The organism is Rickettsia endosymbiont of Halotydeus destructor (assembly GCF_049278075.1).
GTDB lineage: Bacteria > Pseudomonadota > Alphaproteobacteria > Rickettsiales > Rickettsiaceae > Rickettsia.
The window spans coordinates 74229-100178 of sequence record NZ_JAPNPB010000002.1; the positions used below are offsets into that span (position 1 = coordinate 74229).

Sequence of the window (25950 nt, forward strand, 5' to 3'; positions counted from 1 at the left end):
GTGAAATAAAACCTTGAAAACGTTATTTGCATATTAACCATATCACCCCCGTAGTACAAAAATTACGAAATTTGGATATAGAAACTTAATACTCAAAGTTATGAGATATTTAAATAATATCGTATAAATTTAATAATTATTTCTTTTTGTTATTAGCCAAACATTTTATTAAATTATTGATTGCTTGTTGGTCAGTGCTATCGATTTTTTCGAAATTTCTTGAAACTTCCATACGCATACGCTGATGCTTGGTATCAATAGGTTGTAGATTACCTGCTTCTTCTAAATCTTCAAAAAAATAATCAATATTTTTATCTAAGGCTTTTGCAATAAATACTAACCTACCTATAGAAATTCTATTAATTGCCTTTTCGTACTTTTGTAATTGTTGATGAGTAACATCTATTTGCTCTGCAAGTTGCTGGCGAGACAAACCTTTCGCAATGCGCAAAGAATAAATTTTCTTACCTATATAAGTATCCATTTTTTGTATGTCGTCATTCTTTCTAACCATTATTATCTCCTTATAATTAATTACTGCTTATAATCAAAATGATTTTTTGCTAACAAAATTATAAATTATTTTGCGCTATATAATCACTAAAGTTTGGTATATAGTCAATTAATTAGTACTTTGTTGCTTATCCTTTTGCCTATTATAGTTATAGGCACTATTTTGCACATATTACTAAGTACTATTAATCTACTATAGGCGTCATTGTGATCGCTTGATGCAAGCGAATTGTCAGAATTTGTCTGAGTAAATTTACCGTACTTTCGATTTGTTTACGCAGACTTGTTTTTAAATTCATTTTGTATAAAATTTTTGAACTTAGCTGTGCTTTAAAACGTTATACAATTATGAGTGGAATTTGTATCATATTTAAACATTATACACAACTAAAAAATAATATTTTTTAAGCTTTTTGTAATTACTTAGTAAATATTTCTTAATTATACTCAAATATTTTTGTGTTAAACATTAAAAATAGAAAAAATTATAGTAAATTTAAAATATTTCTTATTAAATTTGCATTTTACCTGTATATTAGTATTTCATTTGGAAATAATGATATTTCCAAAGATAATACCTACAACAAAAATATCACATAAGTAATAAGCTTTACATATAATCAATAAAAGTTATCTTTTTTTAATAATTGGCTATTCACTAATAATTATAATTCATAAAGAATCTTTATATTTTTGGTATTATATGGATATTTTTACTTTAAGCAATAAGAATTTTAATTTTTATTATTTTTTTATATTATAAAAACAATAAAGTGATTTTTATGCTTTTTACGCTCTAAAAATTATATATAACATATCAATTTACACTTTAAGGCAAAGCTCGTATAATTTTAAGTTACATATACTAAGATAAATTTTAATGAAAAAAATTGCTTATTGTCTTTATCACGCTTTTTTTAGAACTATAGATCATGACGGAGTAGAACATTCCGGCTACATGTCATTTATGATACTTTTATCTATTTTCCCTTTTTTAGTATTTTTATTAGCTCTTACAAGTTTTTTAGGCGCTTCAGAGCTTGGACAAAATTTTATACAAATTTTTCTGGAAAGCATGCCTGAGCAAGCGACCGAATCAATTCAAAATAGAATAAGAGAATTATTGAGCGCCCCGCCTCAAAGTCTTATGACCCTAGCGGTAGTAGGAAGCGTTTGGACGGCTTCATCATTTGTCGAATGTCTTAGAACAATTTTAAATCGCGTATATGAAATAAAGTCTCCCCCACCATATATAAGAAGACGGCTACTTAGTATTATACAATTTCTTATAATAAGTATTTTAATTACTCTAGCTATGTTTTTATTAGTTTTTATACCTATAATACTTACGAAAATTCCTGTAATACTAGAAGTTATCGAGCAATATAAAAACATTTTAAATGTTATAAGATATGCTTTAATTTTAGCTTTATTATTTTTTGGCGCCTCTTCTCTATATTACATCTTACCTAATGCAAAATTGAATTTTGTTGACGTATTTCCTGGGGCTTTTTTAACCGTAATATTGTGGATAATAAGCGGCTATTTACTCTCTACTTATATAGTATATTATAATCAGTTAAACATAATGTACGGCTCTTTAGGCAGTATAATAGTTACGCTAATATTTTTTTACATTATAAATATGATATTTATCTACGGCGCAGAATTTAATTATTTAATGAATAATTATTTGACCTATATAAACAATACTAATAGCGTTGCTAACTAAAGATAAATATTGCATTACAAAAATCTTCATTGCGAGAAGCGTAGCAATGCGGCAATCTAAAAAATAAAAACAACTTCGTCATTGCGAGCGAAGCGAAGCAATCTAATTTCATAAGATTGCTGCGTCGTGGCTATCGAATCTCCTCGCAATGACGGTGTATTTGTCAACGTTTTCGATCCACGCATAGTGTCTTCTCGCAATGACGGCTAAAAAATGAGCCATTGCAACAACCTAAACAAAAAACCCCATAAGAAAACATCATGAAAAAACATTGGCAATATTTATTTTTACTTTTTTGTTAATTATGGGACAAAGCGATAAAGCTTGGTCATTAGATAATAAATCCTCTTCTTATGTAGATTATTATAATAAAGGTGCTGATTTATATGAGTTAGGCAAATATGATTTAGCCCTTGAGGCTTTTGATAAGGCTATTGAATTAAATCCTAATTTTTCTGAAGGCTACTATAGTAAAGGCATTATATTTTATAAATTAAGTAAATATGAGTTAGCTCTTGAGGCTTATAATAAAACTATTGAGTTAAACCCCAATTATTTTAAGGCATATAACAGTAAAGGAACAATTTTAAATAAACTCGGTCAATATGATTTAGCTCTTGAGGCTTATAATAAGGCTATTAAATTAAATTCTAGTAATCCTCAAGTATATTATAGTAAAGGTGTTATATTATTTAAGCTAAGCAAATATGAGTTAGCTCTTGAAGCTTATAATAAAGCTATTGAGTTAAACCTTAGTTATTTTGAAGCATATAACAATAGGGGAGTAGTTTTAAAAGGATTAGGTAAAGACGAGTTAGCTCTTGAAAATTATGATATAGCTATTGAGTTAAATCCTAGTTTCTTTGAAGCCTATAACAATAAAGGAAATGCTTTGCGTGATTTAGGTAAATATGAGTTAGCTCTTGAAGCTTATAATAAGGCTATTAAATTAAACCCTAATGATTCTGAGGTATATTATGGTAAGGGATTAGTTTTTAGTAATTTAGGTAAATACGAGTTAGCTCTTGAAAATTATGATATAGCTATTGAGTTAAATCCTAGCTTTTCTGAGGCGTATAACGGTAAAGGGGTAATTTTAGATGAATTCGGTAAATATGATTTAGCCTTTGAGGCTTATAATAAGGCTATTAAGTTAAATCCTAATAATTTTAAAGCTCAAAATAATAAGCGACTCTTATTAGAAAGAATGAAAGGTTTGTAACTATTAGAGAGGTATTTATTTTGCGTGGAGAGATTAAAAGTATTCTGGGTGTCATTCTCTTGAAAGCATTGTTGCGTGGAACGAAAACGTTGACACACAACGTCATTGTGAGGAGGGCGTAGTCCCGGACGCGGCAATCTAAAACTCTCGCCGTCATTGCGAGCGAAGCGAAGCAATCTAGCTTTATTTTTTAGATTGCCGCACCTCTTTTCAGTCGCTTGCAATAACGATTATAAATATTTTCTGGATTCCCGTTTTCACGGGAATGACATCGAGCGACAGGAATGACATCGAATATGCTATTATCTGCACAACAAAGCCCCGGCAACAATAACCTAGAAATGTTTACTCACAACCGACTATAATAATTGCTTTTTCTCTTCAATAAGTTCGAAAACTTCTACTATATCATTTTCTTTTATATCTTCATAATTTTCAAAAGCTATACCGCATTCAAAATTTTCTCTAACTTCTTTTACTTCTTCTTTAAAACGCTTAAGCGTTTTAAGTTTTCCTTCGTGAACCACTACGTTATCACGTAATAGACGTACGCCAGCTCCCTTCTTTATCACTCCTCGCGTTACATAGCTTCCTGCTATCTTTCCGACTTTAGAAACGTTAAATACCTGCCTAATTTCTACCGTACCGATATATTGCTCACGAATAATAGGGTCAAGCATGCCACTCATTATCGCTTTTATGTCGTCTAGTAGATCATATATTATTCTATAATATCTAATCTCTACTTTATCTTTTTCCGCTAGTGTTGCTGCATTGCTACCGGCTCTAACGTTAAAGCCGAGAACAATAGCTTTAGAAGCTTGGGCTAAATTTATATCGGACTCGGTTATCGGCCCTACCCCACTATGAAGAATACGAAGTTTCACCTCATCATTCGGTAATTTTAATAAGCTTCCACTAATAGCTTCAACTGAACCGTGGACATCACCTTTAATAATTAACGGTAATTCTTTTGTTTTACCTGTACCTGCGGCTTTAAGGAATAACTCTTCCAGGCTTGATCTTGGAGCAATAGAGATTTTGCGCTCTTTTACGATACGTGCGCGATATTCTACAATATCTTTTGCTTGTTTTTCATTTTGTACTACGTTAAACTTATCACCAGCATGCGGAACTTCATTTAAACCGTAAACTTCAACTGGCACGGATGGTAACGCTTCACGAATATCTAGTCCTTTATCATTACTCATTCGTTTAACTTTACCGTATGAAGTACCGGCAATTATTATATCTCCATTTTTTAAAGTACCTTGTTGTACTAATATAGTTGCAACTACACCTTTACCCTTCTCTACTCTTGATTCGATCACAATACCGACTGCAGCACCCACCGGGTTTGCTTTAAGGTCTTGCATCTCGGCAACCAATAAAATTGCTTCTTCTAACTTGTCTAAATTTATTTTTTTCAAAGCAGAAACTGGTATAACCATAACATCACCACCCGACTCATCACTAATAACCTCATGAACATAAAGCTCATTTTTAACCTTTTCGATATCAATATCAGGTTTATCGATTTTATTAATGGCAACAATTATGGGTACATTAGCAGCCTTAGCATGATTAATCGCTTCTACGGTCTGCGTTTTAATTCCATCGTCGGCAGCAACTACTATAATTACTATATCGGTTACTTGCGCACCTCGACCTCGCATTTCCGAAAAAGCTTCATGGCCGGGAGTATCGATAAAGGTAATAGCTCTTCCATCCGCCAAAGTAACTCTATAAGCACCGATATGTTGAGTAATACCACCGGTTTCTCCTGCAGCAATATCGGTAGATTTTAAAGCATCTAATAATGAAGTTTTCCCGTGATCTACGTGTCCCATAACCGTAACGATAGGCGCACGCGGTTTTAAATCTTCATCTTTTTCATTTTTATTAATTAAGACATTTTCAATATCCGATTCCTGCACTCTTTTTACGGTATGCCCTAAATTTGTGGCTACTAGCTCTGCCGTATCTGCATCAATCGTTTGAGCAGCATTTGCCAGAATTCCAAGCTTCATTAGTTCTTTTATAACATCTGCAGCTCGCTCTGACATACCGCTTGCTAAATCGCCAACACTTATAACTTCAGGAATTATAACTTCTCTATATATTTTGTCCGGTAGCTGCTGCACCGCTTTACGTTTTTCTTTTTCTCTAGCTCGTTTTATTGAAGCAAGGCTTCTAACTTTATTACCTGAATCACCGCTATCGTCACCAAGCATATTAAAAATATCGGTCTTTTTTAATTTTTTCGGTTCTTCGATTTTGACTTTCGGAGCGACTACTTTCCCTTCCGTTAATTTATCCTTTCCTATATCATTTTCTGCTTCAATTCCAAAGCGACTGCGAACTCCAATTAGAGGAGATTTTACAAAAGTATCTTCTTTTTTTTCTGTTTTTTGTAAATCCGTAACAATATCGCTCGGTGTTTCTACTTTATTATCATTAGGCAATATATCTTCTACCGCCTCTTCTTTCGGCATGGCAACTTGATTCATGCTAGCAAGTCTGCTCAAAGTACTTATGGGAGAATTTTCATTAGATTTTGCTTGTTCTGCAGCTTTTTTCAAAACAGATAAGCGCCTATTAAACTCCGCATTAGTTGATTCAGGGTGATCTGAATTATTTTTTTCCTTACCTAAAGAAAGCGTACTACCACTAGTTATTGTACTTTTTCTAACTTCAACTAATGTTCTAGATTTAGAATTAATAAAACTTTGAGTTCCACTGAGAGACTCAATAGGTTTATTAAGCGATAGTTTTGAATTGCCAAGCGTCAACTTTTTGGGTTTGATTTCCTGGTTATCCGTCATAAATGTTAAACCTTTACGTAGCAATATTATATTTAGTATAAAGTTTTTTTAGGTTCGTAGAACCCAAAATAGTAGCAGTATAACTTTACTGCTTATAATTAGCAATTATTAAATTATTCTAGTCCAGTTAAGCCGGTCTTGCTGTATGGCTCGAATTTTCGATGTCCTTCCTTGCACTCTTATGTCATTCCCGTGAAAACGGGAATCCAGTCTTATCTCTTCGTCATTGCGAGAAGGCATTTGCCGATGAAGCAATCTAATCATAAGATTACCACATTGCCTAGCGGCTCCTCGCAATGACGGTGTTTTTTTTAAAATTTCTGGATTCCTGCGATCAACGGAATGACATCGAAAATTCGAGCATACAACAACGCTCCGCCCCTTGTACGGAAATAACAAACTTAACTAACTATATTATTTTTTTCTTGGCTTTCTTTAAATTCTCCATGCTGACGGGCAGTTTTAATTAATAATTTAATGTTCTCATCAGTCATATTAGAGTTCGGAGCTAAGGTTTTAAACTCGTTTAAGCTTAGCTCTCCTAAATCCTCTATTGTTTTTATACCGTATTCGGCAAATTTTAATATAGAATCAGGTTGAAGCTCCAGTATATCTATTAATTCCTGTTCAACTCCAAGCTCTTCAAGCTTTTTAACAATTTTTTCGTTTTTAACATCAACATAATCGCTTGCTCTTTTTTTAATTTCCACAGCGAGCTCTTCCTCAAAACCTTCAATTGTTTTTAATGAATCAACTTCACTATTTGCTATTTGTTCTACTGAAATAAAGCCTGTAACCGATAAAAGCTGAGCTATAACTTCTTCAACATCTAAGGCTTCCATAAATAATTCGGTTGAAGTTAAAAACTCCTCATTTCTTCTTTTTGATTCCTGCTCTTCGGTCATTATATCGATATTCCAACCTGTTAGCTTTGAAGCTAAGCGAACATTTTGCCCTCGCCTGCCAATAGCAATACTTTGATTTTCTGGAGATACTACTACTTCTACTTTTCTCTTATCTTCATCAATTAAAATTTTTGTAATTTCAGCCGGGGATAAAGCATTAATTACAAACTGAGCAACGTTATTAGTCCATAATACTATATCTATCTTCTCACCGTTGAGTTCATTAGTAACGCCCCTAACTCTATTCCCTCTAATACCAACACATGATCCTACAGGATCAATGCTTGTATCTGAAGCGAATACTGCTATTTTAGCTTTTGAACCAGGATCACGCGCAACTGCTTTTATCTCAATAATATTATCGTAAATTTCCGGCACTTCTAATTCAAATAATTTAACTAACATTTGATTATCGGTTCTTGACAAGAAAATTTGTGGCCCCTTAAATTCTAGCCTTACATCTTGTACATAAGCTTTAATACGATCGTTAACTTTAAAGCTTTCTCCTTTAATTAATTGTTCTCTTTTAATAACCGCTTCGGCACGCCCTAAATCAACAAACACATCACCATATTCTATTCTTTTAATTATACCATTTATAATTTCCCCTTTTCGATCTTTGAAATCATAATATTGTTTTTCTCTTTCAGCTTCCCCAACACGTTGAGTTATTACTTGCTTTGCAGCTTGCGCAGCTACTCTTGCATGATCGATCGGTGGTAAATATTCGTGTATTTCATCGCTGATTTTAATATCCGCTTTTTTCTCAAGAGCCTCTTCTAAAGAAATTTGGATTAAGTCATTCTCCACCTTCTCTACTACCTCAAGAATTCGTATAAGATTTATTTCCCCCGTTTTCCTATTAATTTGAGCTTTAATATTATATTCGTTACCATATTTTTTCCGTCCGGCAGCTTGAATTGCTTGCTCAACTGCTAAAATCAAATTTTCTTTGGGCAACCCTTTTTCTCGAGCTACTGAATCTATAATTTGTAAAATTTCCACATTACCTATGTTAGACATAAATTTTTACCATAAATTTTTTACACTTTTTATTTTTTGACGTTACTAACTAAAGATAGATAACTTAGAAATTTTACGTCATTGCGAGGAGGCACTAAATACCAACATGGCAATCTAGTTTTTGTCATGCTGAACTTGTTTCAGCATCTCTTACAGAAAGATCCTGAAATAAATTCAGGATGACTATTTTTTAGATTGTCGCGCTCCTTTTAGTCGCTCGCAATGACTATAGCTATCTTTATTTAGCAATACCTATTTTTTATCTAATAATTCCTTAAACATTTCATCCGTTAAAACTAAAGAAGCATTTTTAATTAAATCAAAATCAAGTATTACTTCTTCACCCTGAAAATTTATATATATTTTATTATCTTCGCCTTTAATTATCTTACCCTGATAACGGGTTTTACCGTTTAATAATGCTTTAAGTTTTATATTAACTTCTCTACCACTAAATCTATTATAATCCGCAAACTTCACTAATGGGCGTTCAACACCGCTTGATGACACTTCCAGATTATATGCCTCATCAATAATATCTTCTACATCAAGAATAGCCGAAATATTTTGACTAACTTGCCCGCAATCTTCTACCGTTACTTTCTCCCCATCTAACCTATCAATTAATATCTCAAGTATTTTAAAATTCATTCCCCGCAAACGTACAATTACTAGCTCAAAACCCATAGTTGTTAAGGTTTCTTCTATCACGCCTGTTATTTGTTGTTCAATAGTTTGCATTTTAAAATTTTACTTATTATTTGTGTATATCCTCATCATTGCGAGCGACTAAAAGCGTTGTTGCGTAGCTTGGAGGTCATTCCCGCGTAGGCGGGAATCCAGAAAAACAGCCTTCAAAAATTATATATTTAATAAAATAAACATATAAAAAAACAAGTTTTTTTATATGTTTTACTGGATTCCGCTTTCGCGAGAATGACATCGGGAACGTTCATACACTTCTAAGTCAAGCCACGATATGACACTAAATCACTTTACCAACAAAAAAGGTGGGAAAACCCACCTGTTACAATTCATTCTATTCTACTGATTAAGGAGAATACACTAATTAAAATATATGTGCAATATTTAATTCAAAATTATAAAGGCTTTCGCCTAGGGCCTGTGCAGAAATTTAAATTATTTATATTTTAAGATATTTTTTAAGCGAAAATTAATAAGATTTTTGTAGGAATAGCTGATCTTATTTCAAAAAAATCTTATAATTTGCAGCTAAAAAGAACTAGGATAGATTAATTTAAATTTTCTACACAGGCCCTTGCGTATATTAAAAACTCCTTGTTACCCTTCGCCCCAAGTATCGGGCTTTCTATTATACCGAATATTTTAAAATCACACTCTTTTTCAAGCCAAATTTTGATTTTATCGCATACTTTTTGGTGCAAAAGAGGATTTTTAATAATACCGCCCTTTTCTACTTCAGACCTATCAACTTCAAATTGTGGTTTTATCAAAGCAATAAGTTTGCAATCTTTTTTAGCAAGACTTAAAGAAGCCGGTAATATTGTCGTTAAACTAATAAAACTAGCATCACAAACAATTAAATCAGGAGGAATAGTAATTTGCTTATCGGTTAAATACCGTGCATTAGTTTTTTCTAAAACTATAATATTTGGGTTATCTCGCAGTCTACAATGCAGCTCACCGAAGCCGACATCTACGGCAAAAATTAATTTTGCTTTTCTCTCTAATAAAACTTCGGTAAATCCGCCGGTGCTACTCCCGACATCTAAGCAAACTAAATCTTCAGGGTTAACTTTAAAATAATCTAAAGCGGCGATAAGCTTTAAAGCTCCTCTTGATACGTAATTATGTTCAGGTTGTTTTACTTTAATATTTACAGCATTAATATTAACCTGTAAGCCAGGCTTGATTAATTGCGCTGATTCATTATGAACTTTCCCCTGAATAATAAGACTTCGAGCAATATTAATATTATCCGTAAAACCTTTTTTCAATAGATACTCATCAAGCCTAATTTTAGTCATAATATAAGCGTTATTGCATGGCTGCATTGTTATTTATTGCATGGCTTTTTCGATGTCAGTGCCGCGCAGGCTAGAAGGCATTATTGTGTCGATACCTCAAACGTCATTGCGAGCGACTGAAAACCTTGTTGCGTAGATCGAATTTTGGTGTCATACCAGCGAAAGCTGGTATCTAACTTTTGTTATATTGTTAAGTAGATTTCCTCTTTCGAGAGAATGACACCGAGGACGTTTAGGGCGTCCCCACAACAATGCCACGCGGGAATGACATACTGCTGCTTCTATCGCATCATACAATAATGCTCATAATATACGAAATTTAAGCCGATGGAGGCGGCTCACTATTCTCTTTAGGATTTTCTTTATTAACATTACCGGCAGCCAAACGTTTATAATTTGCTCTTCTATTACGATATTTACGTTTTGAAATAACTTTTGCTTCAGTTCCTTCAACTACCTTATCATCAGCTAATTTATGGTTTTCATCTGTATCGTTTACAATCTGTTCATTTTCAACATCTTTTGTAACCAGCTCTTTTGTAACTTTTATTACTTCTGCATCCTTATTTTTTGACTCTTCAGATATCCGCACTTCATTATTATTAGTTTTCCATTTTTGTTTACCCTTACGCAACACTTCTTTTGACTGCGCTACTTCTTCATGATAATTAGCACTATCATGTTGAATCATTGGCTTATTTATTGCTTCATTACCGTTATTTTTTTTGAGCAATTTTATTTTTTCAATAGAGTAATTATCCGAAGTAGCGTTAGGATCAGAATGAAAATTAAGTTTTATATTATATTTCTCTTCTATAAACTTAATTTCCTGGCGTTTGTTGTTAAGTAAATAAATTACCGAAGAAATATTTGCAAAAATATTTACTACGTCAGTAGTTTCATCAAAAATTTCATTTTCTACTGTCCGTAAGATCAACATAGCATTAGATTCATCAGCACGTACTATTCCTTTACCGTTACAATGAGAGCAAATTGCTGAGTTAGCTTCTAAAAAAGAAGAACGTAATCTTTGTCTTGAAAATTCAAGCAAACCGAATTGACTAATATTACCGGTTTGTATACGGGCACGATCACGGCTTAAAAATTCTTTAAAAGATCGTTCAATAATTTTACGATTTCGTAGCTCTCCCATATCGATAAAGTCAACAACCAATAAGCCCGACAGATCTCTAAGCTTAACTTGTCGCGCTATTTCTTTTGCCGCTTCTAAATTGGTTTTTAATGCCGTCTCTTCTATATTTTTTTCAGAAGTAGATTTACCTGAGTTTACATCGATGGAAATAAGCGCTTCGGTAGGGTTAATTACTATATAACCACCGGAAGGTAAAGTAACAATAGGTTGATAAAGCTTAGATAACTGCTCTTCAACTTGAAATTTAGTAAAAATTGGCATTTTATCTTTATGCTCTTTAAGCTTTACAACCTCTGAAGGCAGAATATCCTGCATAAATCTCATAGCAGATTGATAGGCCTCTTTTCCTTGAATTACAACCTCTTTAACACTATGGTCACACATATCCCTGATAGTTTTACGAATTATACTATCTTCTGCATGAATAAAACATGGAGCAGCAAATTTAACGGTAGTTTTTCGGATTTTATTCCATAATTTTGCTAAATAATTATAATCTTTTTTCAGGTCTAAAGTAGTACATCCTTTACCTGCCGTTCGAATGATTACGCTAGAGATATTTTTAGCATTTTCATTATTTATTATTTTACCGATAATATTCTTAAGCCTTTTCCTTTCATCGGCGTTTGATATTTTCCTTGATACACCGTTTTGAGCAGGTTTATTAGGCATTAAAACACAATATTTACCGGCAAGCGACATATAAGTAGTAAAAGAAGCGCATTTATTACCCCTTTCCTCTTTTGTTACCTGAACTAACAATATTTGATTTTTTCTTATTACTTCTTGAACTTTATACTGTTTATGCGGCGTGTTTTCTTCCTTAATATTACTAATAATTTCAACATCATCCTCCCCTTCTAAATTAAATTCCGACTGAAATTTATTATCGACCAATTCTTCTATAACTTTTAAGTCAATTTCTTCGCTATCCATTAAGGGATCATAAGAAGTAGTCAAAGGTATTTCATCGCCATCTTCTAAAATAATATCATGCGATATTATTTCCGGAAATTCATTAATAGGAAAACTTTTATCTCCCTGAGGTAGGTTATAGTAATTAGGATGAATCTCGCTAAAAGGTAAAAACCCGCTTTTAGCCATATTATTTTTAGGAGCATATTCTATAAAAACAGCTTGTAAAGACGGTTCTATCTTAGTAACTTTTGCTAAATAAATATTACCCTTATTTTGTTGTTTTATTGATGTTTCATATTCTATATCTTCTATGTTGCTATGCCCTGATACATTATTATGCCCTACCAGCAATACCCTTGTTTCGTTAGGAAAATTAGCATCTATTATAATTTTTTTACTCATTAATTTTGCTCACTATGTACTTAAACACAAAATTAGTAATAATTAAAAATTATATGCCCCATATGAGCAATATATTATTACTAAATTTTGGTTTGAATTTTTATATATACTTAAACAATAGCCACCCGCTATATTCTTTTATTTTGTTTTATTTTTTTATATTTGCTTTTGTTGTAATGGCTCAACAAATGCCTAAACCCGTCATTGCGAGAAGGAACGTAGTCAAGGCGTGGCAATCTAAGACTCTCACCGTCATTGCGAGGAGCCGCTAAGCGACGCGGCAATCTTATGAAGTTAACTAAATTGCTTCGCTTCGCTCGCAATGACGAAGTGGTTATTATTTTCTAGATTGCCGCACGACCAAAGGTCGCTCACAATGACGGGGATAGTATCCATGCAAAAACGCCTTTTATATCTGCCGTAAAATTATGTAGAATTTACGTTACATCCATTTATTAAAATCTTTTAAGATTGAGTTAAAGTTATATACAAATTAAATATAATACTTTAACATATATATTTTAAGTATATAAATTTATTAAATAATCAATCAAATATATATTTAAAAAGAATAAATTATATTAAATTTAATCATAAACTATATAATCAAAGGCAAGGATAATCATACTCTTGACCATAATTTATATACCATGTATTTGTGTTTAGCAAACAATTATTTATGCCTTTAAAAGTCGATTATAAAACACTTTTTTTCTCTTTGCTTGGAATATTTCTTTTCTCTTGCATTAATAGCACACATTTTTACATAATTAGTTCATTTTTGTTAAGTAAAGGTTTTAATGGAGAACAAATAGAACATCTCTCTCAAATTAGATTAGCCGGTCTTATAATAACTGCTTTTTCTTTAACACAATTAATTAATAAATTAAGCAATAAAAAAATTATACTTATTAGCCTTTTTATACTTATAATTAGTATAATAAATCTTATTATATTCAATGATTATAATATAATAAAATTAAATCTTATTGTAATGAGCGGGGCAACCTTTGCATACCTTGCTACTATAATAATGCGTATTATTGAATCTACAGCTAACAAAAAATATCTTTTTTTAGCCCTCATCATTTTTTTATGGACGGGCGGGCATATTATTGTAGCTTTTCTAAGCCCCCTATTAAAGCCAACCAATCATCTTATGGTAATCGGAGCATTATTTTATTTTATAAATATTTTAACTGAAACGTTGCATACAAACGAACCTTCCCATAATTTAGAGTCAAGCTCCAAATTTTCTCTATTAATAAAAAATATAGAATTACAATTATTAACGGGTTTTATAATGGCTTACGTTATTTTTGAAACTTTATGGTATTACGAAGCCTTTGCTCTTAAATATCAACTAGCACTAATAAACTCAGAAGTTATACTTAATTATATATTCATAGCTATGTTTTTTTCTATAATACCGATGTCTTATATATTAAACAAAGTGAATAAATATTTTGCTAATTTATTATTAATATTAACAATTTTATTTTGTTTCATTTTATTACCTTTTTATGGAATACAGCAGACGTGGAATGCTTGTCTTATAATGATAATTGGGATTTGTTTAGGCGCAATTTTTATTTGTAATTTATTAATATTATTAGACAAATTTAAAGCTTATGACCTTAGAACTGCTATATTTTCATATTTTTCCATGTGCTCTATCGGCATGTATGCTGGAGCATTATCTTCCAGCTCTGCATATGGTTCAAATGACGATAATAACTTTCTATTTTCTATTTTTGCAGTAGTCGGTACTTTTGTAGCTTACTATTTTTGGTATTTTATTAAATATAGATTATATAGACGTTAAGAATTGTTATAGTTTTCGCAGGTGTTCTAAGCTGTTTCCACAAGGTATTACCTTCGTGGATATTCGTTGATAACTTACATGTCATGGTGAGAGGGTATTATTACGTGTATCGATAAAATAGCAGTATATCATTCCCGTTACCTTTTATGTCATTCCTGCGAAGGCAGGAATCCAGGCTAAAAGCCTTAGCTTGTAAGGCTTTTTTCTATATAATTGTAAGTTATCGTTACATCTTTAGCTTAATTTTTCTGGATTCCCGCCTTCGCGGGAATGACATACAACGTGCTTTAATTATCCACGCAACAATGCCTTCGAGGGAATGAAATCAAGGACATTTTAGGTATCCACACAATAACGCCTGCGCAGGAATAACATAAAGAAAGCAAGAATGATATTATTCTAAGGTCAACGTAAGTAACAAATAACTCTTCGCAATTATTTTTTGAGCAACTCTAACATAGTACGGCCGATTTCTGCAGGGGATCTAGTAATAGTCACGCCGGCACTTTGAAGTGCTTCAAGCTTATCCTCAGCAGAACCTTTACCGCCGGAAATAATAGCCCCTGCATGCCCCATTCTTTTACCAGGCGGCGCTGTAATTCCTGCAATAAAGCTTACTATTGGTTTTTTAATTTTTGAGTGTTTAATAAATTCCGCGGCTTTTTCTTCATCATCTCCGCCGATTTCACCGATCATAATAATTGATTTCGTTTCTTCATCTCTTAAAAACATCTCAATACAATCAACAAAATTAGTACCGTTAACAGGATCGCCGCCAATACCTACACAAGTTGATTGCCCCAACCCCACTTCGGTAGTTTGCGCAACTGCTTCATAGGTTAAAGTACCCGACCTTGAAACTACTCCGACTGAACCTTTTTTATGAATATGCCCGGGCATGATACCGATTTTGCACTCATTCGGAGTAATTACGCCTGGACAATTAGGACCAATTAATCTGGTTTTAGAACCAATTAAGGCACGCTTAACTTTTACCATATCAAGCACCGGTATTCCTTCGGTAATACACACTACTATTTCAATGCCCGCATCTATTGCTTCTAATATCGAATCGGCAGCATAGGGCGGTGGTACATAAATAACGCTAGCATTTGCTCCTGTTTTTTTTACTGCTTCATCTACGGTGTTATATACCGGAAGGTCAAGGTGAGTATTCCCGCCTTTTCCGGGCGTTACTCCTCCAACCATTTTAGTGCCGTAAGCTATTGCTTGCTCAGAGTGGAAAGTTCCCTGTGAACCGGTAAATCCCTGACAGATTACTTTAGTGTTTTTATCAATTAATATTGCCATTTTTTGCCTTATTTATTATTATTTTTCTAGCTTTTTGTGTCATTCCCGTGAAAACGGAAATCCAGCCTTATTTATGTCATGCTGAACTTGTTTCAGCATCTCTTTGTAGATCCTGAAATAAATTCAGGATGACTATTATTTTCTGGATTCCTGCTTTCGCAGGAATGACATAATAGAGTAATATTACTTTATCGCCTCAACAATCTTACTTGCTGCATCTGCTAAATCATGAGCAGAAATTATTTCCAAAGTGGAGCTAGATAAAATCTCCTCGCCTTTCTCAACGTTGGTACCAGCAAGACGAACGACCAAAGGCACTTTTATGCCGATATCTTTAGCAGCGGCAATAATTCCTTCAGCTATGATATCGCAGCGCATAATACCGCCGAAGATATTTACCAGAATACCCTGCACTGCTTTGTCCGACAGAATAATTTTGAAAGCTTCTTTAACACGTTCACGATCGGCTCCTCCTCCAACATCAAGAAAATTTGCCGGTTTTGCACCGTAAAGCTTAATAATATCCATAGTAGCCATAGCAAGACCTGCTCCGTTTACCATACACCCAATATTACCGTCCATTTTTACATAACTAAGCCCTGCATTTGAAGCTCTAGTCTCAAGCGGATCTTCCTCATCTTGATCACGCAAAGTTACAATATTCGGATGCTTAAACAAAGCATTATCGTCGAAAGTAATTTTTGCATCTAAAGCAAGTAAATCTCCCTCTGTTGTAACTATTAAAGGATTAATCTCAATTTGCGCTGCATCGGTTTCTATAAAAGTATTATAAGTTGCCTGGACGATTTTCCTCATTTGCTTCACCTGATCATCCCTGAACCCTAATTCATAAGCGATACCTTGCGTATGAAATGATTGCAGACCTGTTGCCGGATCTACGAAAAACTTAATTATTTTTTCAGGAGTTTTTTCGGCTACCTCTTCAATATCAACACCGCCTTCAGAAGAAGCTATAAATGCGATGCGGCTGCTTGATCTATCAAATACGACGCTAAAATAATATTCTTTTAAAATATCACAGCCTGACTCAACATATAAGCGGTTAACTTTTTGCCCTAACGGTCCCGTTTGATGAGTTACTAAATTCATACCAAACATGTCATGTGCTACTTTCTTGGCTTCTTCTTTACTCTTTACAACTTTTACGCCGCCTGCTTTTCCTCTACCACCGGCATGTATTTGGGCTTTAACGACATATACTTTTGTGTCTAATCCATCAATAGCCGTATTAATATCCTGGGTTTTTGTAATTACTACACCGGTCGATGTCGGCACTCCGTATTTTCTTAAAATTTCTTTCGCTTGGTATTCATGAATATTCATTTTTATAATTTTTTGAAGGATTAAATTAATTAGTAAAGTATAATAATTTATCTGTAATCTGTAAAGATTTATGTCATTCCTATTATCCGCCATTGCAAGGAAACCTTGCCCGCGTGGATCGACCTTACCCGTCATTGCGAGGAAGATGCGTTAGCATTGACGCGGCAATCTAAAGAAAAATAACAACTTCGTCATTGCGAGCAAAGCGAAGCAATATAATTTCTCATAAGATTGCCACGCTCCTTTTAGTCGCTCGCAATGACGGTTTTAGTATCTTAATTAGACATCCAGGTTTACTACATTCAAAGCATTTGCCTGAATAAATTGACGTCTCGGTTCGACTATATCACCCATTAATGTTGAAAAAATCTCTTCCGCACTATCAATTTCTGTTACTCTTACTTGTAATAAAGTCCTGGTACTCGGATCAAGCGTAGTTTCCCATAATTGCTCGGAATTCATCTCACCAAGACCCTTAAAGCGCTGAACAGTTATACCTTTTTTACCGCACTCCATGATAACATTTAATAATTGATGGGGGGTCAATATATTAAATTCCTGATTTTTAGTTACAAACTTTAATGGATTTTTGAAAATATCCACAAAAGCAAGTGCCATTTTAGATATCTGCCCAAATTCAAAAGATTCTAATTGCTCTCGCACTAATGTTTTACTTTCTTTTAAACCTCTGCTAAAGCGGAAAAATTCTACGCTATTATCCTGTACTGATACCTCCCAAACAGTTTTATCAAGGGAGATTTGAGTAGCATTTAAAATATCCAAGGCTTTTTTAAGATCAGCTGCTCTTTCCATATTAAATATTTCATTATTTAATAAATTATTAATGGCTAGACATTCGGCAATTGGACGATTAAATTTTTTGCTTGCCTGATCAAGTAAGGTATTAAATTTAATTACCTTGACAATAAATTCTTCCAAAGCCGTACCGATTAGTTGCTCCTGATCCGATAAAATCAGCCCGGCATCATTAATAGTAGATTTTATTAAATAATCCTGCAGCGCTTGCTCATTTTTTAAATATAGCTCCTGACTGCCTTTTTTTACTTTATAAAGCGGCGGCTGAGCGATATATAGATATCCTTTATTTATTAATTCCGGCATGTGACGATAAAAAAACGTCAGTAATAAAGTTCTAATATGCGAGCCATCGACATCCGCATCAGTCATAATAACAATTTTATGATATCTAAGTTTTTCAAGCGAAAAATCCTGCACACCAATATTAGTACCAAGCGCAGTAATTAGAGTACCTATCTGATCTGAATTAAGCATTTTGTCAAATCTTGCACGCTCAACATTTAAAATTTTACCACGCAGTGGTAAAATAGCTTGAGTCTTGCTATCCCTCCCCTGCTTCGCTGTACCGCCTGCCGAATCTCCTTCTACTAAAAATAATTCCGACAAGGCTGGATCTTTTTCATGACAGTCGGCAAGCTTACCCGGTAAATTAGATATCTCTAGTGCAGATTTACGCCTAGTTAATTCTCTGGCTTTTCTTGCCGCTTCTCTAGCTGTTGCTGCTTCCAGGATTTTATTAACGATTAATTTAGCTTCAGACGGGTGCTCTTCAAACCATTCAAGAATTTTAGTATGTACGGCATTTTCGACTACCGGACGCACCTCAGAACTTACTAGCTTGTCTTTAGTTTGCGAAGAGAATTTTGGGTCAGGTACTTTAACAGACAAAACACAGGATAAACCTTCTCTTGCATCTTCACCAATAAATTCACTTTTCATTTTTTTATCAAGCCCGGTACTTTTAAGGTAAGCACTAATAACACGTGTCAGTCCTGATTTAAAAGCGCTGAGGTGAGTACCGCCATCACGTTGCCTAATATTATTAGTAAAGCATAAAATAGTTTCATGATAAGAATCATTCCAATGCATCGCAAGCTCTAAGCTAATACCAGATTCCGAATTATTAGTATTTATCGTTATACATTGATGCACAGCATGCTTGGCACGGTCTATATATTTTACATATTCTTCTACGCCGCCTGTATAATAAAATTCTACAGCTTTAACTTCTTCAAATCTATTATCAGTTAATAATATCTTTACCCCAGAATTTAAAAAAGCTAGTTCCCGCAAGCGGTGTTCAATAGTTGCAAAATCAAATTCTATCTTGCTAAAAGTTTCAACTGATGGAAAAAAAGTAATTTCCGTACCTTTTTTTTCAACAGCTTCACCAAGGCAAGCAAGTGGAGAGGTTGCTACTCCATTATGAAATTTAATAAGATATTCTTTGTTAGCACGCCATATGCGTAGCTCTAGCCATTCAGATAAAGCGTTTACTACCGACACGCCAACACCGTGCAATCCCCCGGAAACTTTATAGGAATTTTGATCAAACTTACCGCCGGCATGTAGTTGCGTCATGATTACTTCAGCTGCCGAAATTCCCTCACCTTCATGAATATCGATAGGGATTCCCCGCCCGTTATCACGCACGGTTACCGAACCGTTTTTATTTAAAGTTACCTGTACTAAATCACAATGACCGGCTAGAGACTCATCAATAGCGTTATCTACTACCTCATAAATCATATGATGAAGACCCGAACCATCATCGGTATCCCCAATATACATTCCCGGCCTTTTCTTTACTGCTTCGAGGCCTTTTAAAACTTTAATAGAATCTGCACCGTATGATTCTTCTACAATATTTAGTTCATTATTTGACATACATCTCACATACTGATAAAAACGATAAAAACCAGTATACTTAAACTTATAGGAAGAGTAAAGTTTTGAGTAAATTTATTAAAAAGGAAGGATTCGTTATTGTGAGAAGGCATTGTCGCATAGATGATTAAAGCATGCTCTATGTCATTCCCGCGCAGGCGGGAATCCAGAAAGTATTTAAGCGAATTATATAGTAAATTTTTATATAATGTTTATTTCTAAGTGTTTTTCTGGATTCCCGCCTGCGCGGGAATGACATAATGCTGCTGAGTTTTAACAGCTATCCGCCTAACCATAATTTAGAGAAGAATAATGAACAAGTTAGATTTTAAAAATATTGTGGACATAGTAAATGACTATGACGTATTTTTATTTGATCTTTGGGGGGTAGTAATCGAAGGAGCTTATACTTACCCAAACGTTGTCGAAAACATTAATAAAATAATTGCCTCAAGAAAAGTATTTTTTGTTTCTAATGCTCCTCGTAATACTTTTTCCTTATTACAAATGGTTAAATCCTGGGGACTTAATGCTACTTCAGAAATGATAATTAGTTCAGGAGAAGTAGCTGTCGACATGATTTTAAAAAGCAAAGAGCAATTTGGGATCGAAAAACCGGTATTATACCATTTAGGATATGAAGAGAATGATATAATAAACGGCATACAATGCCCTATTACTAATAATATTAATGATGCCAATATTTTGCTTTTAACTATTTATCGCGATGAAGATGAAAATTTAGATTTAGACGAATTTAATGATATTCTTAAAATATCTGTTAAAAATAAAATGATTAATATTTGCGCTAATCCCGATATCGGTATTAATCAGCGCGGAGTGTATAGATATTGCGCCGGTTATTATGCCGAAAAATTAAAACAATTCGGCGGAGAAGTGATTTATACCGGCAAACCTTATGCAGAAATCTATAATAAAGTATTAAATCAATTAGACAATATACCAAAAAATCGTATATTGATGATTGGCGACACTTTTTATACCGATATTTTAGGAGCTAATAAACTCGGCATCGATTCTGCATTAGTTTTAACCGGTAATGCTGAAAAATTTCACAGTAAATATAATGATTTAGACGAAAAACTGGTACAGCTAAAAATTGCTGCCCTAGAGCAAGGCGTAATGCCAAGTTTTGTTATCAAGCTAAACTAGATTTTGTTATAAACAATTGTTGATATTAGGCTAATAATTTGCTATATGATTAAAAAAAGCGGTCATTGCGAGGAGTCGTTAGGCGTTTGTTGCATGGCCCCGATATCATTCCCGCGAAAGCAGGAATCCAGAAAATTATAGTCATCCTGAATTTATTTCAGGATCTACTAAAAAGATGCTGAAACAAGTTCAGCATGACAAAAAAAGACTGGATTCCCGCTTTCGCGGAAATGATATCGAACGCTTTTTCCTAACTATGCAACAATACCGAAGTCGTTGTTATAATGAAGTTTCGGTTAAGCGGTCGTGGCGAAACGGTAGACGCGCAGCATTGAGGGTGCTGTTCTGTAACAGGAGTGGAAGTTCAAATCTTCTCGACCGCACCAATTATATTATTTTATCATTCCGTTGCCCCGTCACGGAACCCAGTTCTTTTTTAGGTCTTTTCCAGCCCCCGTAATCAAGCCGCGGGGTGACATTTTTTGACGTTTACCCATTAAGTTTAACACTTAAGCATTTTTAGTTAATAGGTAAGGAATTATGCCTAATATGTTCAAAAGCATATTACATGATCATCATGATCATTTTGCTGAAATTTTTGATCACATTAATGATCTTTTAGATGATAAAGAATTTGCTGCTGCAGCAAAAATGCTATCAGAGTTACATTATGCTGATTTGGCTGATTTTTTAGATAACGTAAATCATAAAACCTACAAAAAAATCCTTCCCTTTTTAAAAGATACTATAAAACCGGAAATTTTAGTATGGTTAAATGCTAATAGTAAGCCTTTAGTAATAGAAGAACTTGGAATACAAAAAACTACAGAATTAATTAATCAGCTAGTCATAGAAGACGCTATTGAAGTAATAATAGATTTAGACGATGATATAAAAGAACTAATTTTACAAAAGCTGAGTAAAGAGAAGCGTCAACAAATTGCCGAGGGCTGCACTTATCCGGAAAATACCGTCGGGCGAGTAATCGAGCGAGATTTTATTAACCTTCAGGAAAATTGGACGGTAGAAAAATCTATAAATTTCATTAAACATATAAAACAAGATTTTCATGCAGCTATCGTAACTGATAGTAAATCTCGTCCTGTAGGCATCATATTACTCAGTACTCTACTAAAACACGAAAACGAAGAATTAATAAAAGATTTAGTAAATAAAGACTTTAAGCTTGCAGATACTTTCACCGATTTAAACGAGCTGAGCTTTATTTTCAGACAATATGCGTTAACTATAGTGCCAGTAGTAAATAAAAGTGGTAAGTTAGTCGGTAGCGTATCGATAAATAATATAATTTACATCATTGAGGAACAAGCAGAAAAAGATATATTATCTCTTAGCGGGGTGCATACCCAGGATACTTTCTTTAATTTATTTTATACGGTTAAGCACCGTTTTCCCTGGTTATTTGTTAATTTGATTACCGCTTGCATGACCTCGCTTATTATTAATCACTTTAACGAGACTATCTCAAAACTTGTAGCACTTGTAGTTATTATGCCGATTGTTGCCTCGATGGGAGGTAATGCCGGAACACAAGCTATGACCGTCACTGTTCGAGCTTTAGCCAACAAGGATATTCATTATAATAATTTTAGTAAGGTAATATTAAAAGAAATTGCTGTTTGCGGTTTTAACGGCTTTGTTCTTGCCTTTATCGGCGCAGGATTAAGTTTTGTGATGTTACTTGATTTAAATCTTAGTATTATTTTTGCTATTGCAGTTATTTTAAATTTCCTTGTTGCGGGGTTATTTGGCTCAGCTATACCTATAGCATTACATTACCTAGATATTGATCCGGCTGCTGGTTCTGGAGTGTTTTTAACTACTATCACAGACGCTCTTGGCTTTTTCACTTTCTTAAGCCTTGCATATGCTTTTTTGGTATAACCGTATGGAAGTTACAAGGACAGACTCTAAATTTTTTTAAAAAATAAAATCTTTTATTACGCTTATTTTGTTATAGCTATAATTTTAATTTATCAAAACAATATGATGGTTCTATATTAAAATATGTAGGAAATTTGAGAGAGAGATTAAATACATAGCTTGCAAGGCGCATATAATTATAAAACCGTTTCACTGATACCAATAACGCTCGAGAATGACATTGACAAGTTAGAATTATTTAATTATAAATACTTATTATTTAGAAATCCATTTTTCGTTCGGTATAAAATTATATGAAGCGTACATTTCAACCAAGCAATTTAGTAAGAAAAAGAAGACACGGCTTCAGAGCTAGAATGGCTACTGTCGGCGGAAGAGAAATCTTAAGAAAACGTCGTGCCAAAGGTAGAAAAAAATTATCAGCTTAGGTTCCAGATATTTTGTACAAAAGTTAATAAGATTTTTGCAGGAATAATTATTTTATTTTAAAAAAATCTTACAATTGTAATTACAATAGAGCCGAAATATATTATTTTAAATTTTGTACAAAGAACCTAAATAAGCCGGCATAAATAAATTGTTTATTACCTCATTAAAAGATCAAAAAGAATTTGAACTCGTAAATAAACGAGGTAAAAAACTCCATGGAAAATATTTTATTTTAGTAATAGCAAAAAATTTTTCCAATATTCTTCACACCTGTCAAAATACTGCTTTTTTAGGAATAAAAGTTAGCAAAAAACTAGATAAAAGAGCAGTAATTCGTAATAAAATCAAAAGGCGTATAAAGCATTTAATAAGGTTAATTATTAATAACCCTAAATTTAAGTTAACTAATTTAGGAATGATAATAATTCCACGAAAAGGCTTTGACAAAGTAGACTTTTCTATTTTAACCCACGAGTTAAATAAAATATTTCTTCAGAATATTTAAAAAAACATTATTTTCTATTAAGACGTTGTGGCATAGATATTATAAACGTCATTGTGACCGACTAAAGGAGCGTGCAATTTAGATGACTCTTGTCATTGCGAGGAGCGTAGCAACGTGGCAATCTAAAAAATAATCAAGACTTCGTCATTGCAAGCGAAGCAATCTAATCATAAGATTGCCACGTCGGCATAAATGCCTTCTCGCAATGACAAGGTTTTTTTATAATGATTTCGACCCAGACAACAACTCTTTCTATTAAAAAGAATTGATATTACTTTTTTTTTTCTGATTTTTTTTACTCGCATTTTTAACTATTATCTTATTCGACTTCTTGGAAATTTTATTCCCTTCTTCTTTAATATTAATAAGCTCCGGTTTTGCCTTCATAGCTTCTGTTAAAGGGGTGTATTCGTGAGCTTTAGTAGGTTTTTCATAAAATGGATCTAACCCTCTAGTAAAATCTCTTTTATAATTTACCTTATTGTTATCTATATTTAATTCTTTTTTTGCCAGAAATGCTTTTAGTCCGTCTTTATTTATTTCCTCTTTAAACTCTTTTTCTATTTCATAAAATTTTTCTTGCTTGTCTACATCTTTTATTTTCCAATAATATTTATCCGTTATTAATTTTTTTAAAGCTAACGTTTGCAGAGTTTGTTTTTTAGTAAATTCTTCTAACTGTTTTAAATTTTTATAATTCGGTGTATCTTGCTTTTGATATTCTGTATTTATATTTAACTTAAACATTTTTTGAATATCATTTTTTTCTTTTTCACTGAGCCCCCCAGTAATTAAAGATGCCGTAGTAAGTACACCATAGCCGGTAGCTTTTAAAATAGCAACGACATTACCACTAGCTCCTTCAATAATATTTCTTGCAATAGAAGCTACCCCACCGATATTATTCGCTAACACTCGACCGGTACTTGATAGTTTTTGTGAGTTTATATTATATTTATTTTTATTAGGATTTTTTTGCTTTAACTGCGGCATAAATAAAGCATTTTTCAAAGCATTTTTTAAGTTAGGTTCTAACGATAATATATAATCCTGTGTGGTCTTAGCATTTCTATTTTGAACTAATAAGTTATTTTCCTTCTGAAGTTTACGTAATGAATGTATTTTTAAAGTTTCATTTACCGCTTGAATTCCTACCCCTGTAGCCGCTATACTTGCTCCCGCTATAATTATAGGAGAGATCGGCGCAAAAATTCCGCTGAGTGCAATCGCAACTCCTCCTAGCGAAAGAGCATAGCTAAAACTGTTACTAAATAAAATTTTGCCTGTTTTGCTCTCTTTAAAAGAGTTCCATACAGACTTTATTTTATCAAATACTTGCTTGATTCTTGATTTTGTTCTTTTTGATAATTTTTTTCTATTCTCAATTTCTAAATCATCCATTATTGTTTTTTTTAAATTTTTTATTTTAGTCATTGAATTAATATTCCCTATAATCTAAATTAGAAAAAATTATGTTAATTCTATAACTAAAAAACTAATATATACATAAATATAATGTCAGGAAAAGAATTAAATAAAATCGTTGCAGCTATTTTATTTACCAGTTTAATTGCAATGATGGTAGGATTCATTGCAAATATACTTTACAAGCCAAAGTTACAACCCTCTCATCGAGGTTACAGTGTTGCCGTAAGTGAGTCATCTTTACCCACTAATACGGAAGCTGCGGACACGACAATAAATATACCAGAGTTAATGAAAAATGCTAATGCCGAAAACGGCAAAGCAATAGCAAGAAAATGCTTGATGTGCCACTCGCTAGATAAGGACGGACCTAATAAAATAGGACCTCATCTTTGGGATGTTGCAGGACGCCCAAAAGCTAGCATAGAAGATTATAAATACTCCGGTGCTTTAACTAAAATCGGCGGTGTATGGGATGACGATAGTTTATTTTCCTTTTTGCATAAACCGAGTAAATATGCTCCTGGGACAAAAATGTCTTTTATAGGGTTATCAAATCCTCAAGACATAGCCGATGTTATATTATTTTTAAAAACATATGTTCATGATAAGTAGGATAAATTAA

18 protein-coding genes and 1 tRNA gene are annotated in these 25950 nt (G+C 33.2%); 9 read left to right on the forward strand and 10 right to left on the reverse strand.

Translation table 11 applies throughout. The features are described 5' to 3' along the window. Positions 1-136: 136 nt before the first annotated feature. Complete coding sequence (locus OTR29_RS02755) at positions 137-514, reverse strand: helix-turn-helix domain-containing protein (RefSeq protein ID WP_422229140.1); 378 nt, start codon at positions 512-514, stop codon at positions 137-139. An 879-nt stretch (positions 515-1393) separates the two neighbouring features. On the opposite strand from OTR29_RS02755, the gene OTR29_RS02760 reads away from it, so the two are divergent. Beyond that, complete coding sequence (locus OTR29_RS02760) at positions 1394-2245, forward strand: YihY/virulence factor BrkB family protein (protein WP_422229141.1); 852 nt, start codon at positions 1394-1396, stop codon at positions 2243-2245. 304 nt (positions 2246-2549) lie between these two features. Next, entirely contained in the window at positions 2550-3467 is a 918-nt protein-coding gene (locus OTR29_RS02765; RefSeq protein WP_422229142.1) for a tetratricopeptide repeat protein, read from the forward strand. Between the two features lie 359 nt (positions 3468-3826). On the opposite strand, the gene infB is transcribed toward OTR29_RS02765, so the two are convergent. The 5 genes from infB to OTR29_RS02790 all read right to left on the reverse strand — a co-directional run bounded on the left by infB (position 3827) and on the right by OTR29_RS02790 (position 12702). Next, complete coding sequence (gene infB, locus OTR29_RS02770) at positions 3827-6292, reverse strand: translation initiation factor IF-2 (protein ID WP_422229143.1); 2466 nt, start codon at positions 6290-6292, stop codon at positions 3827-3829. 401 nt (positions 6293-6693) lie between these two features. Continuing rightward, positions 6694-8220, reverse strand: a complete 1527-nt coding sequence (gene nusA, locus OTR29_RS02775; protein WP_422229144.1) for a transcription termination factor NusA — start codon at positions 8218-8220, stop codon at positions 6694-6696. 252 nt (positions 8221-8472) lie between these two features. Further along, positions 8473-8961: a ribosome maturation factor RimP gene (gene rimP / locus OTR29_RS02780; RefSeq protein ID WP_422229145.1), complete on the reverse strand. Its 489-nt coding sequence runs from the start codon at positions 8959-8961 to the stop codon at positions 8473-8475. 512 nt (positions 8962-9473) lie between these two features. Further along, the gene (locus tag OTR29_RS02785) at positions 9474-10229 is read right to left on the reverse strand and encodes a TlyA family RNA methyltransferase (protein WP_422229146.1); all 756 of its coding nucleotides are present in this window, start codon (positions 10227-10229) and stop codon (positions 9474-9476) included. 319 nt (positions 10230-10548) lie between these two features. Next, positions 10549-12702 carry an Rne/Rng family ribonuclease gene (locus tag OTR29_RS02790; RefSeq protein WP_422229147.1) on the reverse strand — a complete coding sequence of 718 codons (2154 nt, stop codon included), beginning with the start codon at positions 12700-12702 and terminating at the stop codon, positions 10549-10551. A gap of 679 nt (positions 12703-13381) precedes the next feature. Between OTR29_RS02790 and OTR29_RS02795 the strand changes: the two genes are divergently transcribed. Continuing rightward, a complete protein-coding gene (locus OTR29_RS02795; protein ID WP_422229148.1) occupies positions 13382-14527 on the forward strand; it encodes an MFS transporter in 1146 nt (381 codons plus the stop codon). Positions 14528-14962: 435 nt separating this feature from the next. Here the strand turns inward: OTR29_RS02795 and sucD are convergent, their stop codons facing one another. From sucD to gyrB, 3 genes are all read right to left on the reverse strand, one after another. Further along, positions 14963-15838, reverse strand: coding sequence for a succinate--CoA ligase subunit alpha (gene sucD, locus OTR29_RS02800; protein WP_422229149.1), 876 nt, complete (start codon positions 15836-15838; stop codon positions 14963-14965). Between the two features lie 183 nt (positions 15839-16021). Further along, positions 16022-17182, reverse strand: a complete 1161-nt coding sequence (sucC, locus tag OTR29_RS02805; RefSeq protein ID WP_422229299.1) for an ADP-forming succinate--CoA ligase subunit beta — start codon at positions 17180-17182, stop codon at positions 16022-16024. A 279-nt stretch (positions 17183-17461) separates the two neighbouring features. Beyond that, on the reverse strand, positions 17462-19888 hold the full coding sequence (gene gyrB / locus OTR29_RS02810) for a DNA topoisomerase (ATP-hydrolyzing) subunit B (protein WP_422229150.1): 2427 nt from the start codon (positions 19886-19888) through the stop codon (positions 17462-17464). Positions 19889-20200: 312 nt separating this feature from the next. Here gyrB and OTR29_RS02815 point away from each other — a divergent pair, with 312 nt between their 5' ends. From OTR29_RS02815 to rnpA, 5 genes are all read left to right on the forward strand, one after another. Further along, entirely contained in the window at positions 20201-21061 is an 861-nt protein-coding gene (locus tag OTR29_RS02815) for a TIGR01459 family HAD-type hydrolase (protein WP_422229151.1), read from the forward strand. A 300-nt stretch (positions 21062-21361) separates the two neighbouring features. After that, positions 21362-21447: transfer RNA gene (locus tag OTR29_RS02820), tRNA-Leu, on the forward strand. A gap of 154 nt (positions 21448-21601) precedes the next feature. Next, positions 21602-22966, forward strand: a complete 1365-nt coding sequence (mgtE, locus tag OTR29_RS02825) for a magnesium transporter (RefSeq protein ID WP_422229152.1) — start codon at positions 21602-21604, stop codon at positions 22964-22966. A gap of 293 nt (positions 22967-23259) precedes the next feature. Then, positions 23260-23394: a 50S ribosomal protein L34 gene (gene rpmH / locus OTR29_RS02830; RefSeq protein WP_341748129.1), complete on the forward strand. Its 135-nt coding sequence runs from the start codon at positions 23260-23262 to the stop codon at positions 23392-23394. Positions 23395-23543: 149 nt separating this feature from the next. Further along, entirely contained in the window at positions 23544-23900 is a 357-nt protein-coding gene (gene rnpA, locus OTR29_RS02835; protein ID WP_422229153.1) for a ribonuclease P protein component, read from the forward strand. 255 nt (positions 23901-24155) lie between these two features. On the opposite strand, the gene OTR29_RS02840 is transcribed toward rnpA, so the two are convergent. Next, positions 24156-25301, reverse strand: a complete 1146-nt coding sequence (locus OTR29_RS02840; RefSeq protein WP_422229300.1) for a hypothetical protein — start codon at positions 25299-25301, stop codon at positions 24156-24158. A 114-nt stretch (positions 25302-25415) separates the two neighbouring features. On the opposite strand from OTR29_RS02840, the gene OTR29_RS02845 reads away from it, so the two are divergent. Then, complete coding sequence (locus tag OTR29_RS02845; RefSeq protein WP_422229154.1) at positions 25416-25940, forward strand: c-type cytochrome; 525 nt, start codon at positions 25416-25418, stop codon at positions 25938-25940. The last annotated feature ends 10 nt before the right edge of the window (positions 25941-25950 follow it).